At 46.1% G+C, this 14,257-nt stretch carries 12 protein-coding genes and 2 pseudogenes; 3 read left to right on the top strand and 11 right to left on the bottom strand.

What is annotated here, in order from left to right:
* Positions 1 to 70 precede the first annotated feature (70 nt).
* Positions 71 to 478, bottom strand: coding sequence for a ComF family protein (locus QOS03_RS04860; RefSeq protein ID WP_169461284.1), 408 nt, complete (start codon positions 476 to 478; stop codon positions 71 to 73).
* Between the two features lie 23 nt (positions 479 to 501).
* Between QOS03_RS04860 and QOS03_RS04855 the strand changes: the two genes are divergently transcribed.
* Entirely contained in the window at positions 502 to 654 is a 153-nt protein-coding gene (locus QOS03_RS04855) for a hypothetical protein (RefSeq protein WP_272208542.1), read from the top strand.
* A gap of 62 nt (positions 655 to 716) precedes the next feature.
* Here QOS03_RS04855 and QOS03_RS04850 read toward each other — a convergent pair.
* Positions 717 to 2,065 (bottom strand): annotated as a pseudogene (locus QOS03_RS04850) (DEAD/DEAH box helicase).
* Between the two features lie 84 nt (positions 2,066 to 2,149).
* On the opposite strand from QOS03_RS04850, the gene QOS03_RS04845 reads away from it, so the two are divergent.
* Complete coding sequence (locus QOS03_RS04845; RefSeq protein WP_283575533.1) at positions 2,150 to 2,791, top strand: YigZ family protein; 642 nt, start codon at positions 2,150 to 2,152, stop codon at positions 2,789 to 2,791.
* Between the two features lie 151 nt (positions 2,792 to 2,942).
* Here QOS03_RS04845 and QOS03_RS04840 read toward each other — a convergent pair.
* From QOS03_RS04840 to QOS03_RS04805, 8 genes and pseudogenes are all read right to left on the bottom strand, one after another.
* Positions 2,943 to 4,253: pseudogene (locus QOS03_RS04840) on the bottom strand (MFS transporter).
* Between the two features lie 59 nt (positions 4,254 to 4,312).
* The gene (locus tag QOS03_RS04835) at positions 4,313 to 4,732 is read right to left on the bottom strand and encodes a MarR family winged helix-turn-helix transcriptional regulator (RefSeq protein WP_283575532.1); all 420 of its coding nucleotides are present in this window, start codon (positions 4,730 to 4,732) and stop codon (positions 4,313 to 4,315) included.
* A gap of 112 nt (positions 4,733 to 4,844) precedes the next feature.
* Positions 4,845 to 5,117: a hypothetical protein gene (locus tag QOS03_RS04830; protein ID WP_169461289.1), complete on the bottom strand. Its 273-nt coding sequence runs from the start codon at positions 5,115 to 5,117 to the stop codon at positions 4,845 to 4,847.
* A gap of 22 nt (positions 5,118 to 5,139) precedes the next feature.
* Positions 5,140 to 6,978 (bottom strand): APC family permease, encoded by a 1,839-nt coding sequence (locus QOS03_RS04825; RefSeq protein ID WP_283575531.1) that lies wholly within the window; start codon positions 6,976 to 6,978, stop codon positions 5,140 to 5,142.
* Between the two features lie 124 nt (positions 6,979 to 7,102).
* The gene (locus QOS03_RS04820; protein WP_283575530.1) at positions 7,103 to 8,704 is read right to left on the bottom strand and encodes an APC family permease; all 1,602 of its coding nucleotides are present in this window, start codon (positions 8,702 to 8,704) and stop codon (positions 7,103 to 7,105) included.
* A gap of 135 nt (positions 8,705 to 8,839) precedes the next feature.
* Positions 8,840 to 10,462, bottom strand: a complete 1,623-nt coding sequence (gene groL, locus QOS03_RS04815; RefSeq protein ID WP_283575529.1) for a chaperonin GroEL — start codon at positions 10,460 to 10,462, stop codon at positions 8,840 to 8,842.
* 49 nt (positions 10,463 to 10,511) lie between these two features.
* A complete protein-coding gene (groES, locus tag QOS03_RS04810) occupies positions 10,512 to 10,796 on the bottom strand; it encodes a co-chaperone GroES (protein ID WP_283575528.1) in 285 nt (94 codons plus the stop codon).
* A gap of 231 nt (positions 10,797 to 11,027) precedes the next feature.
* On the bottom strand, positions 11,028 to 11,675 hold the full coding sequence (locus tag QOS03_RS04805; protein ID WP_169461294.1) for a redox-sensing transcriptional repressor Rex: 648 nt from the start codon (positions 11,673 to 11,675) through the stop codon (positions 11,028 to 11,030).
* A gap of 339 nt (positions 11,676 to 12,014) precedes the next feature.
* Here QOS03_RS04805 and QOS03_RS04800 point away from each other — a divergent pair, with 339 nt between their 5' ends.
* Positions 12,015 to 13,946 carry an ABC-F family ATP-binding cassette domain-containing protein gene (locus tag QOS03_RS04800; protein ID WP_283575527.1) on the top strand — a complete coding sequence of 644 codons (1,932 nt, stop codon included), beginning with the start codon at positions 12,015 to 12,017 and terminating at the stop codon, positions 13,944 to 13,946.
* A 29-nt stretch (positions 13,947 to 13,975) separates the two neighbouring features.
* Here the strand turns inward: QOS03_RS04800 and QOS03_RS04795 are convergent, their stop codons facing one another.
* Positions 13,976 to 14,128 carry a winged helix-turn-helix transcriptional regulator gene (locus QOS03_RS04795; protein ID WP_283575526.1) on the bottom strand — a complete coding sequence of 51 codons (153 nt, stop codon included), beginning with the start codon at positions 14,126 to 14,128 and terminating at the stop codon, positions 13,976 to 13,978.
* Positions 14,129 to 14,257 lie beyond the last annotated feature (129 nt).

Below are 14,257 nucleotides of genomic sequence, written 5' to 3'. Positions count from 1 at the left end.
CATATCCTAATTCTATTATAGATTACTTTGCCTTAATAGACAAATTCATTTTGTAATCGTTTACAGAGTTTTAACTGACCAAGGTGGCACTCTTGACTTCAAGACAACCGGCCTGATGGCATAAAACCGCTGCATGATATAATGTCCGGCCGGTCGTATAGACATCATCAACCAATAAAACCCGCTGATGAATGATTTTTTGTGGCTGCGTCAGGCGAAAAATCTGTGGCGTTTTTAGACGTTCTTGCCGTGTTTTGGATGATTGTTTCTGTTTATTATTCGCAATTGTCGTCAAGGCCGTGGTATAGGGCAGTGTCAAAAGAGCCGTTGTCTGATTAAAGCCACGCGTCTGCCATGTATGCGGCGCTATTGGAATGGGGACCAATACATCATAGTCAAATTCTTTTAAAAATTGGTTGAATTCAGCCTGAAAAGCCAAGCGCAGTCCATAGTCTCCTTGAAACTTATATCTTTTCATATATTCACGCATCATGTCATTATATGCGTAAAGACTTTGATTGGCCAATAGCCAGCCATACTGATGCTGCCATTGTTGACATTCCCAGCATATCGTTTCCGATGCCAGCAGCTTTCGACCGCATCCTGGACATGGATGAGTACTTTTCCTTAAAACAAGGCGACTTTGACACTTGATACATATTTTAGGCTGCGGGATTCGACCTGGCAGCAGCAATTGTTTTAGGCTGAGACGTTTTTCAATCATCGCGCCGCAAAGCAGGCATTTTAGCAAGCAGACGCGCCCCCTTTTGATTCATATAGGCAATCTGATACAAAGCCTCGCGAACCCGGCGGCTCATTGCCCCAACGTAAAACCAGACGCTGCCAGTAGGACGCTTTTGTGAGCGCCCCGCTCGGCCTGCCATTTGAACCAGCGCGGATGCTGAAAAAACCTCATCATCGGCACCCAGAATTATGACATCAATTTCTGGAAACGTAACGCCGCGTTCCAAAATTGACGTCGTAACCAAAAAAAATACTTTTGATCACGCATCGCCTGTACTTTTTCCAGACGCTTTGGATCACTGGCATAGACAGTCGCAAAATCCATCGTTTCCAAATCATTATGCAAAGCCAGCTTGACTGCCGGCAGATCCTTAACGTGTGGTACAAAAAGCAAAAAACGCTGGCCAGTCGCAAGCTCATGCTGCAGTGTTTGTCTGACTTTGGGCGGCAAATGACCTTTTTGCAGCTGAAGACGCCAGTTTAAGGTCAACTCAACTCTTGGTACTGGCAATAAATGACCATGATAGCGCAGCGGCAGATAACTGACTTGCAGTTGACCTCGCTTTACGGACTGCAGCAATGCTTTACCAGGCGTAGCCGTTAAAAAAGTCATCCCACCATCAGGCTTAACGGCATTTTGGGCAGCAAAGTACAGCTGGGGGTTAGTCGCAAATGGAAAGGCATCGACCTCATCAATGATCAGATTATCAAAGGCATGATAAAATCTCAGTAGCTGATGGGTGGTGCAGACGGTCAGCTGTCGATAGTGATACGGTTCTTGAGCTTTGCCGTACAACAGTGCAATCTCGCAGTTTTTAAATGCTTTTTTTAAACGCGGATAAATCTCTAGGCAAACATCAACGCGCGGCGAGGCCCAAGCGATTCGCTCACCTTGCTGCAGCCGCTCAGCCAGTCCTTTAAACATCATTTCTGTCTTGCCAGCTCCCGTAACCGCCCAGATCAATCGTCTTTCATGATGGCACATGCTCACCTGGACCTCTTTTGCTACCTGCTCTTGCAGCAATGAAAGCTGACCTTGCCAAATCAGCTGCGGATATGGCGGACAAAATTGATTTGGCTCGGCAACATGGTAAAATTTACTCAGCGTATCAACTCGACCTAGATTCAGGCAAATGGGGCAATAAAATTCATGATTGGGCAGCGCTGCGGCACTTAAACTGATTCTTGCACCGCAGCGCTGACAGATGATTGTACTCTTGGCAGCTTTCATCGTTGGCAGTACCTTGATTTTTGCTGGCAGTGTTTTTGGCATATCAACGATTGGTACCAAGATCCGACGGCCAAAATAGTCTTCTATCATTTCAAATCCCCTCCTGAGATACTCTATGCCAATTAGACCATGTTCAAATTAAATTAAGCGATAAAATAATAAAGAGGAATTTTTATGACTGCGCCATTTTTAACTATTGCTCAAGATGTCACCCATGAAATCATCATTAAAAAATCACGCTTTATCTGCAGCCTGTTTCGCGTTGAGTCTGAAGAGCAGGCGCAAGCGGCAATTACCCAGATTAATAAGCTTCACCGCAAGGCAACCCACAACTGCTTTGCCTACCTGCTCGGCGAACACGACCAGATTCAGCGTGAAAGCGACAACGGCGAGCCTAGTGGAACCGCCGGCGTACCAATGCTGGAAGCTTTAAAGGCCAATCAGCTGCATAACGTTTTAGCCGTCGTCACCCGCTATTTTGGCGGCATCAAGCTGGGAGCTGGCGGCTTGATTCGTGCCTACAGCAATTCGGTATCGCAGGCCATCGAACAGGCCGGACTGGTCGAACGTGTCGAGCAGTCCGTTTTAAAAGTCAATGTTTCCTATTCACAGCATGACTCACTACTTTATTTTTTAAAGCAAAACAACCTTAAGATTGCCGCTGAAGATTACGGTGCCAGTGTCATCGTCAGCATATATGTTGATGAAGATCAGCTAAGTGAACGGCTAAAGCAGCTGACTGATCGTTTCAACAACCAGCTGACAATTGAAAAAGGCCCGACGCGCATTCACGAGATTCCATATTCCAAGGCATAACTAAAAGAGAGTGAGAAAAAACTCCGAAAATCAGCTTGCGACCAATTTTCGGAGTTTATCTTCGAACCTCCGCAAGGCTGGCTACTGTGCTGAGGCATTATTATCCATACATAGTTAAGAGGTTGAGTTAATTCCCAGCTTCTTTGTTTATTTATTTTTCCTTTGGCACGCTCTTAAAGTAGCTCAGCCAAACGATCAGACTAAAAATCAACAGCATGATAAAGGCATGCTGCGTACCGATTGCCGTAGCTTTAGCCGTTCCAACATGCAGATGGTATTGACTCTGTGCCACTACGGTAGCCGAAAGCGAGGTCCCCATCGCACCAGCAAACTGCTGCAGCGTGTTCATAATCGCATTCCCTTGAGTTCGCTCCTTAACTTGCAAAGTATTTAAGGCACTGGTCATAACACAGCCCATGCACGCACCCATGCCGCCCATATACAAAATATAGATCAGCATAATAAACATATTGCTTAGCTGTCGGCTGAAGGCTGCAAACAGCACCAATGAGATCACACAGCTGGTAAAGCCAGCTAAAATCGGTTTGCACGGACCATATTAGTCCAGCAGCTTACCACCAAACGGACCAAAAAATGCTCCCATAAAGCCAGCCGGTAAGACCAATAGCCCAGCTAGCAGCGCTGAGTTGCCATTAACCAGCTGAATATAGTTTGGCAACAAAAAGGCAAAGCCCAATGAGATGATCTGCGTCAAAAAGAAGCCCAGTACGTGTCCAGCAAAAGCTTGGTTCTTAAACAGTCTTAGATTCAAGATTGGCACCGCAATCTTTAGTGAGCGCACAATCAAAACAATCATGCCAATCAGCCCAAACAAAAGTGCGCTACCAACTTGCCAGCTTAAGAATTGACCACTGCTGAGGTTGCTGAAGCCAAAAATCAAGCCGGAAAACATCATGGCAATACCAGCAAAGCTGATGCCATCGATTTTTTGCCGCTCAATACCCCAGATTCCCAAGAGCAAAGAGATTACCAATAGTGGTAATAAAAAGTAAAAGACCCAGCGCCAGCCAAGACTGCTGACGACGATTCCGCCAAAGGTTGGACCGATTGCTGGCGCGATCCCGGTAATCATATTGGCCAGTCCCATCATAAAACCAATTTTACTTTGCGGTACCTGTTCCAAAATAATATTGAACATCAATGGTAAGGCAATCCCCGTTCCAATTCCTTGAATTGCTCGTCCTATCAGTAAAAGGGCAAAGCTGCCCACCAAAGCATCAATCAAAGCCCCAGTAATAAACAGCAGATTGGCACATAAAAATAATTTCTTGGTTGCAAACGACTTCTTTAAGATGGCTGACAGTGGCACGATAATTGCCACGATCAATAGATAGATCGATGTCATCCACTGAACCATGTTTGTTGTAATATCAAATTCCTTCATCAATGTGGGGAAGGTTATGTTCATTGCCGTTTCCACAATCACACCGCTAAACGACATCAGTCCCGTTGCTAGAATCGCTGCGTAGACCCGCTTATCGATTCGATCCGTTTGATTCACTAATCATCACTCTTTTCTTGCAGATATGCCAAAACTTCTTCAAAGTCTGCCAGCTGTTTAGAAGAAAAACGATTTTCCAAACGCTGCTGACGCATGTCAAGATACCGACGAGCAGTCTTGGCAAACACCCTGGCCTGCGGTGTTAATGAAACGATCTTGTTGCGCCGGTCATTGCTGGCAGTTTTTCTGGTAACCAACCCTGCTTTTTCCATTCGCTGCAGCATCTTGGCCGTCGTTGACCGTTTGATGTTGAATTCCAATTCAATCGCATGCTGCGTACTTTGCCATTGTGGCTGGTTAGCCAAAAAATCAATCGTTGACAGCTGCTGTCCGGTCAATCCATATTCATTTGCAAAATGATCAAACTTCCAGGCCAGATAGTTGGCAGTTTGATGCAGTTCTTTTTCCAGATAGCTCATGTTTTTCTCCTTTTTGTTAGCCGGCTAACATTAATATGCTAAGGCATGTCTCATTGCCTGTCAAAACAAAAAAACGACATTGATTTTCATCAATGTCAGTCTTTTGTTTAAGTTAACCAAGTAATGATTGAACTACTTCCAAACCGATCAAAACGATAACTAAAACTAAGATCAATCGCACCGAAGCAATGGTTTTTCGATCATGACTCTTAATCTTTGTCCAATTAAAGCCCAAATACGCGCCAACCAGCAGTACGCAGCCCAAAAAGCCGCCCAGATCAGAAACAAAGTGCTGATGCCGAATTGAAAAGCTCGAAATCAAAAAGATACCGACTGCTCCTAATGCAGCCCAGAGCCATTGACGATGCTTCAAAAATTTTTCCATAGTTCAAAATTGCTCCTATTGGCTATTCATGCAAGTGATAGTTGTAGCTGGAAACGACGATGTTTTCCCGTGAGTTCAAAGCAGCTCGCAGTCTGACACTGGTCTGGTTATGCAGTGCCATCTGCCATGGCTTATTGGGAATAAACTGCGGTACCAGAACCGTTGTTGAATAGTTTCTGGCTGCCGCTCGCTTGGCAACGACATCAACAAAGCGCAGCGTTGGCTTGGCAATTGAGCGATATGACGAATGAATATCGACAAATCGTACGTCTGGATACTCTGCTTTAAACTCATTGGCCGTCTTGTGTTCTTTACCAGGGTTTTCATCAAATGAGACGTGCATGGCAATGACATAGTCACCGATTGAACGCGCATAATTGATGGCTCCCTTGGTAACTCGGGTCACGTTACCAATCAAGACGATCACGGTCGAACCATCATAGTCATGCAGCTGAACCTTGGTCTTTTCGGCAATCCGCAGCTGCATGCCGACCTTGATATAGTGGTTGTGAATCTTGTAGAACATAAACAGCAGAGCAGGCATGATGATCAAGTATGGCCATACGTTGCCAAAATGCTGCCAGAACAAGAAGACAACCAGGCATGCCGAGATCAAGGCCCCGACCAGATTGATCGTGGACTTGCCCAGCCAGTGTCCCTGGCGATGTCTAAACCAGTGAATGATCATCCCGGACTGAGAAAGCGTAAATGGCACAAAAACACCAACCGCATACAGTGGAATTAACATGTTGGTCTTACCATGGAAGATCAAAATCATGACGATGGCACCAACGGCCAGGGCAATGATCCCATTGGAATATCCCAAACGGTCCCCACGATCCATAAAGGCATGTGGTAGATACTTGTCCTTGGCCATGTTAAACGCCAGAATTGGAAAGGCCGAAAAGCCAGTATTGGCAGCAACGGCTAAGATCATGGCCGTAGAAAGCTGCAGCAGGTAAAAGCCGATTCCATGACCGTCAAAGATTACGGCACCAATCTGTGAAAGCACGGTGGCATGTGAGTTTGGCACAATTCCAAAGTAGTAGCTAAAGAACGTGATTCCGCCAAAGAAGGCAGCCAGAATTAGACTCATGATCGCCAGCGTATTGGCCGCGTTCTTCTTTTTAGGTTCATTAAAGTTTGGCACGGCATTGCTGATCGCCTCAACCCCGGTCAATGAGGATGAACCGGCTGAAAAAGCCCGAATAAACAGCACTGCCGACATTCCGGCAACCGGTGTTCCAAACGATGCCGTCGCATGATAGGTCAAGTGGCCCGTGGCAATATTGATAAAGCCCCAAACAATCATGGCCGTGATCATAACGATAAAGAAATAAACCGGAACCGTTAAGAAATTGGCACTATCACTCAATCCCCGCAGGTTCAAAATCATAATCAGCAAGACGATAATGACTGAAATCGGCACCGAATACTTATAAAGCTGCGGGACCGCAGAAACGATCGCTTCAGTGCCGGAAGTCGTTGAAACCGCGACCGTCAGCATATAGTCAACCAAAAGTGAGCCACCAGCCAACAAGCCACCGGTGCGGCCCCAGTTTTCGGTAGCAACGACATAGGCACCACCACCGCTTGGATAAGCATTGATGATCTGCCGATAGGAAAACGTGATTGCCACCAGCAGAATCAAAACCAGCGCTGCAATCGGCAGTGAGTACCAGATCGCGGCCGCTGACAAGGTTACCAAAACAGTCGTAATCTGTTCAGTACCATAGGCAACGGATGATAAAGCATCCGACGATAACAAGGCCAATGCCTTAAACTTGGTCAAATGGGCCTGGCCTTCATCCAGCGTCTTTAATGGCTTACCAATGAGGACGCGTTTTAAATACCGCCACATATTCTTTTTCTCCTTCACTCTATTAAGATATAAAGTCAACAGTTATTCTACACCACTAAAATGGTTAATACCACCCACCCGCAATTGGCGGATCAGCGGTTTAAAAGACTTTATCAAAGCTGCTCTATTCATCGATACGCGCGTTGACGGCCCGTCCCAATTCAAGATCCTGGCCAGCAACGCTGCTATTGATCCCCCACCAGTAAAATACTAGTGAACATAAAATGATTACAACAAAGTCAAAAGGATATTCAATCCAGTTCTGACCACCAAAGCCATCACTACCCAGATAAGACATAATTGATATGAACACCAGATAGCCCAACAGCCAGCCGCATCCTTTCAGCTGCATCTTCCAAGAAACGTGATGGTAACGAATCTCATAATAGGCATAGATTGGCAGACCGAGGCAAATGACAAAAATCACCTCAATCGTCGTCGGCCACATTGCCCAATAGATTGCAAGGCTGGTCAGCACAAACGACAATGGTGCCATCCAGCTTAAAGAACGTGGCTTAAATGGCCGCTTCAAATCAGGCGCAATTTTTCTAAGTGCTACGGCAGCTACCGGTCCCGTCAAATAGGCAATCAGCGTTGAGGCCGAGATGACGCTGGCAAGCGCACTCCAATTACGAAAAATGCAGACCAAAACAGCCGCCAAAATCAGATTCACCACCATGGCAAAACGCGGTACCATATAGCGGCGCTGCAGTCTCCCCAGCCAAGCTGGCAAATGATCGCCACGCGCCATTGCCGCCAGCGTTCGTGAAGCATTGGTAACAAAAGCCACCCCGGTACCAAACGGCGACACGAAAGCATCAATATACAAAAGAATCGTCAGCCAGTTGATCCCCATCAAAATGGCCAGATCTGCAAACGGCGAAGCAAAATTAATCCCGTGCCAGCCATGCGCAGACAAAAGTGATGGCTTAACGGCACCAATAAAAGTAATCTGCAACAGAATATATAGCACAGCTGTAATCGTCAGTGAGATCACGACCCCACGATAGATGTTTTTTTGTGGATCCTTCATCTCGCCACCCAAATTGACGACCGTTTGAAAGGCATCGTATGAAAAAATAATTCCGGCTACCGTTGTCGCCTCAAAAATCGAACGGCTGCCATAGGGCATAAAGCCTTGAACACTGTGACCAAAGTTGCCGGTATGAAAACCACTCAGCATCAAAACGACAATCGTCAAAGTCGGCATCAGCAGCTTAAAAATCGAGATCAAGCCCGTAAAATGAGTTAAGATCTTAACTGACCAGAAATTGATCAGCGTAAAAACGATCATAAACGCAAAGACCACCAGCAGCCCTTGATTGGTAATGCTGTCATGGCTGACAAAGCTACGCGTCCAGTTGGCCCAGCTCCATGGCCATGAGCTCATGTATTGAACCGAGGCTACAGCTTCAATCGGAATCAGTGTAATCAAAGAGACCCAATTAGCCCAAGCAGCTACGAATCCCAACAACGGGCCGTGACTGTATTGAGCATAGCGGCTCATGCCCCCGCTTTCTGGAAACATCGCCCCTAATTCTACGTAGTTAAAGGCAATCACCATGATGATGATCGCCCCTAAAATCCAGGAAATAACCGCTGCCGGCCCCGCAATTCTAGCCGCTTCGCCAGCCCCAAACAGCCATCCGGATCCAATTAATGAATTCAGAGCCAGTAAAATGACGGAAGTTAAAGACATTTTCTGACTAGGTATTTTTGATGACATAAAAATTACTCCACTAAATAAGTTAGCGCCCATCATTTTAATGGACATAACTAACAGAATACCACTAAGTGGCCATTAAACGCAAAAAAGCGTCTCAACTTAAAGTCGAGACGCTTTTTATTCATCCAATAAGGATTACATCATGCCGGCGCCGCCTTGAGGAGCAGCTGGCTGATCATTCTTTGGTTCTGGCTTGTCAGCAACAACGGCTTCCGTAGTCAGCAGCATTGCAGATACTGAAGCAGCGTTTTGCAGAGCCGAGCGCGTAACCTTGGTTGGGTCAACGATACCAGCGGCAACCATATCTTCAAACTTGTCAATGGCAGCGTTGTAGCCAATACCAGGCTTTTCGCTCTTCAAACGGTTAACGATAATTGAGCCTTCAACCCCGGCGTTTTCAGCGATTTGACGAACTGGAGCCTCAAGAGCCTTCTTAACGATGTTGACACCAGTTTCTTCATCGTCACTTTCGGTTTCAACGTTTTCCAGGGCTGGAATAACGTTGATCAGTGCCGTACCACCACCAGGTACGAAACCTTCTTGAACGGCAGCCCGCGTAGCGTTCAAGGCATCTTCAACACGGTACTTCTTTTCCTTAAGCTCAGTTTCCGTAGCGGCACCAACCTTGATTACGGCAACCCCGCCCGACAGCTTGGCCAGACGTTCTTGAAGCTTTTCCTTGTCAAATTCAGAAGTCGTGTTGGCAATGGCCTGCTTGATTTGTTCAACCCGTTCGGCAATAGCGTCCTTGGCACCGTTACCGTCAACGATGGTCGTGTTGTCCTTGGTTACGGTAACCTTGTTGGCAGATCCAAGTTGAGCCACCGTAGCATCCTTTAAACTCATGCCCAGGTCGTCAGAAATAACCGTACCGCCAGTCAGAATGGCAATATCTTGCAATTGAGCCTTACGACGGTCACCAAAACCAGGCGCCTTAACAGCGCAAACGTTGAACGTCCCACGGATCTTGTTCAAAACCAGCGTTGGCAGAGCTTCACCAGTAATGTCATCAGCAATGATCAGAAGCGAGCGGCCTTCTTGAACGACTGCTTGCAGCAATGGCAAAATATCTTGAATGTTGCTGATCTTCTTGTCAGTAATCAGAATGTATGGGTTATCCAGGTCGGATTCCATCTTGTCCGTGTCAGTTACCATGTATTGAGACATGTAGCCGCGGTCAAAGCTCATCCCTTCAACCACGTCAACCGTCGTGTCAACGCCGCGGCTGTCTTCAATCGTGATAACACCATCGTGACCAACCTTTTCCATAGCATCGGCAATCAGTTCACCGACTTCTGGGTTGGCAGCCGAGATCGAAGCGATTTGAGCAATGTCATCTTTGCTTTGAACTTCGTGGCTCATCTTGTGCAGTTCTTCAACGGCTGCCTTGGTAGCCTTGTCAATCCCGCGACGAATGCCGACCGGGTTGGCACCGGCGGCAACGTTTTTCATACCGGCGTTGACGATGGATTGCGTCAGAACCGTAGCCGTCGTCGTACCATCACCAGCGTTGTCGTTGGTCTTGGAAGCAACTTCAGAAACCAGCTTGGCACCCATGTTTTCAAAGTGGTCTTCCAGTTCAATGTTCTTGGCAATCGTAACCCCGTCGTTGGTAATCGTAGGAGCACCGTAGCTTTGTTCCAAAACGACGTTGCGGCCCTTAGGACCAATCGTCGTCTTAACGGTATTGGCCAGCTTGTCTACCCCACGCAGCATTGCCTTGCGTGCATCTTCAGAAAATTTGATTTCTTTTGCCATTTTAGATTTTCACCTCATTAATATTGATCGAATGCGAAAACAAGTCTACTTAGTCAACAATGGCAACCAGGTCTTTTTCACGAACGACCAGGTACTTTTCACCCTTGTATTCAACTTCATTGCCTGCGTACTTGTCAAACAGGACGCGGTCGCCTTCCTTAACGACTGGAGCAACTTTTTGACCATTGTCCAGGTAGCGGCCTTCGCCAACTGCGACAACCGTACCCGTCGTTGGCTTATCCTTGGCATTGTTAGCCAACACGATTCCGCCAACCGTCTTTTCTTCAGCTTGTTCCGCTTTAAGAACAACGCGATCTCCTAATGGTTTTAACACGTTAATCCCTCCATCAATCATCATTAATAATTCAGATATTTATTTAGCACTCTCATCACCTAAGTGCTAATTACATGATCTACTATATCATGATCTTGCCAAAATGCAACAATTATTTTGACCAATTTTGACTATTAGACTTTTAAAAACGCTTTAGTTACTGATATCAAGGCATTTTGACTTTTTGATCAATAATTAAAAAAACACGACGATTGCTCGCCGTGCGTTACACTATTTTTGACCATCTTTGGCATTGTTGTTTTCAATAAAGTAGATCAGTGTCTGCAGCTCATTGGTCAGGTCAATGTTTTGCACCTGAACGTCTTTTGGCACTGACAGGCGTACCGGCGTAAAGTTCAAGATACCGTGTACACCGGCCTCAACCAGCTCATCAGTAACTGCTTGTGACTTTTCACCGGGAACCGTTAAAATAACAACGTCAATCTGCTGTTCCTTCAGCTGCTTTTTCATCTCACCGACTGGGTAGACAGGAATCCCACTCTTAACGGTATTGGCCAGAGCAGGTTTAGGATCAAAGGCGGCACTGATCCGCAGATTGGTACTTTGATGAAAGTTATAGTTCATCAAGGCACTGCCCAAGCTGCCGACCCCGACCAACGCCACACTGGTCAGTTTGTCTTGATTCAGGATACCCTTGAAAAAGTTCAAAAGCTTTTCCACATCATAGCCATAGCCTCGTTTGCCCAATTCGCCAAAATAGGAAAAGTCGCGTCGAATCGTTGCTGAGTCAACCTTGACTGCTTCTGACAGTTCAGTTGATGAAACCCGCCGCTTGTTGGCATTAAGCAAAACGTTCAGATACCGATAGTAGACCGGCAACCGCTTAGCCGTGGCACGGGGAATTTTACGCGTTGCCATTAATAGATTCCTCCAATTCAGATTCTAGTTTGTGAAAATTATTCCTTTATTATTTTAGCAACTCAGCCAGACTTTGTGAACTATTTTCCAAGAAAAGAATCTTTTTTCATACTTAACATGCCTTTTATTATGCTACAGGGATCGATGCTTGTCTATGAGGAATTTGTGAAAAACCGATTGCTGTTTTGATTATGCGCATCTGATCATTTGCTCTCGAACCGATTTTTTACACACTAAATTAAATGCTTAACATTGTCGTCACTCGGTTCAATCTCGCCAGTCCACTCAATCTTGTGCTACAATCTTACTGATTATCTACAATAAAAATGAGGTTGAACTATGCTCTTATTGCAAACCAATAACGTTGAGCGTCGTTTTGGCAACGATGTCTTGTTTCACAATATGAATATGCAGATCCAAGATCACGGCCGTACTGCCCTGGTTGGCCGTAACGGTGCCGGTAAAACGACTTTCTTAAAAATCGTTGCTGGCCTGACCGAGCCCGATGAAGGCACGGTCACCCATGCTCGTGATCTCACGATTGGCTACTTAGCCCAAAATCAAGGACTCGACAGTCAAAACTCAATCTGGGCTGAATTAGACAGCGTTTTTACTCCCCTACACGATCTAGAACGTCAGCTGCATGATCTGGAAGAACGATTAGGAACGCTTGCTCCTGACGATGCTGACTATCAAGAAGTACTAGCCAGCTATGATCGACTGTCGGAACAGTTTAAAAAGCAAGGCGGCTATGAATATGCCTCCCGGATGCGGGGTGTTTTGCATGGTTTTGGCTTTGGTGAAGAAATGTATGATACCTCAGTCAATGCGCTTTCTGGCGGTCAAAAGACTAAGCTGGCCCTAGCCAAGATTTTGCTGCAGTCGCCTAATCTTTTAATCTTAGACGAACCGACCAATCACTTGGATATGGGTGTTTTAAGCTGGTTGGAAGATTATCTTAAAAGCTACCAGGGTGCGCTCTTGATCGTCTCTCACGACCGTTACTTTTTGGATCGCGTCGTTACCGATGTTTATGATCTAGACAACCGGACTCTGATTCACTATACCGGCAACTACACTCAGTTTGTTACCCATAAGCGTGAACGACTGCAAGCGGAATGGAAGCACTATGAGCAGCAGCAAAAAGAAATCGCCAAACTGGAGGATTTCGTCAATCGCAATATCGTGCGCGCATCAACAACCAAACGAGCTCAAGCCCGGCGCAAACAGCTGGAGAAAATGGATCGCCTGGAGCGTCCAGTGACTGATGATGCCTCTATTCACTTTCAGTTTCACAGTGATCATGACTCTGGCAACGAGGTCTTAGATGTTTTTGATCTCAACATTGGCTATCAGGATCAAAAACTGGCTGGACCATTATCGTTTAAGGTCCGCAAAGGCCAGCGCATCGGTATCATCGGACCAAACGGAATTGGCAAGTCCACATTGTTAAAAACGCTTTTGAAAAAGATTCCCAAACTCAGTGGCACGATCAAGTTTGGCGCCAACTTAGAGATTGGCTATTACGACCAGGAACAACAGCAGCTGCACCCCGAAAAAAACGTTTTAGAAGAAGTCTGGGACGATCATCCCGAAGTTTCTGAAAAAGATATTCGCTCGCTTTTGGGCAGCTTCTTGTTTGTTGGCGATGACGTCTACAAACCGGTCAGTGCTCTTTCTGGTGGTGAAAAGGCACGTCTTGAGCTGACCAAGCTGTCATTTATGCCGATCAACTTCTTGATCCTTGATGAACCAACCAATCACTTGGACATCGACAGTCGTGAGGTCTTGGAAACTGCTATCAACGAGTTTGACGGTACCGTCTTATTCATCTCGCATGACCGCTACTTCTTAAATCAAGTAGCTACTGACATCCTGCACATGACGGCTGATGGCATGACCCATTATGAGGGCAACTATGATGACTATCTAACCCAGCAGGCCAAAACATCAGCTGCCATTCAGCCTACAGTCAAGACCAAACAGTCAGCGGGTCAAGCCTCCTATCAGCAGAGCAAAGAAACCCAGCGTGCTCGGCGCAAACTGCAGCGTCAGGTCAACCAATTGGAGACTCAGATGGGCGAGTTGGAAGACAAACAAGCGACCATCGAAGCCCAGATGGCTCAACCAGAGATTGCTACCGATATTGCCAAGCTGACTGATCTGCAAAAAGAACTGGATGCTTTAAAAGCGCAAAGTGAGGAAATCGAGTTGCAATGGACTGAGGCAGCTGAAGCTTTGGAGAAATTTAACCAAGAAAATCCCGAATAATAAAAGCTCGGCACCAAGCCGAGCTTTTATTATTTAAAATCATCAGCATGCACTTTATCAAAATGCCTGCCAGTATACAGATCTTTAGGGCTGTGCTTGGCAGCCCAATCAGACATTGCATTCACCACCGGCAAAAGCGAGCGTCCTTCTTTGGTCAGCGAGTACTCGACTCTAATTGGCATCTCGTTATACTATTCACGCTTAATGATGCCTTTTTCCTGCAGCTCTTTTAAAATGGCAGATTGTAAAATTTAAGTTGAACATTTTAGTGGACAGAAAAACCCATAAAGGTCTTTAATGGTGTCGTCACA

This window comes from Limosilactobacillus pulli (assembly GCF_947381555.1).
Lineage (GTDB): Bacteria > Bacillota > Bacilli > Lactobacillales > Lactobacillaceae > Limosilactobacillus > Limosilactobacillus pulli.
The sequence above is the reverse complement of the archived record's forward strand: the minus strand, read 5'-3'. Positions and strand labels throughout refer to the sequence as shown.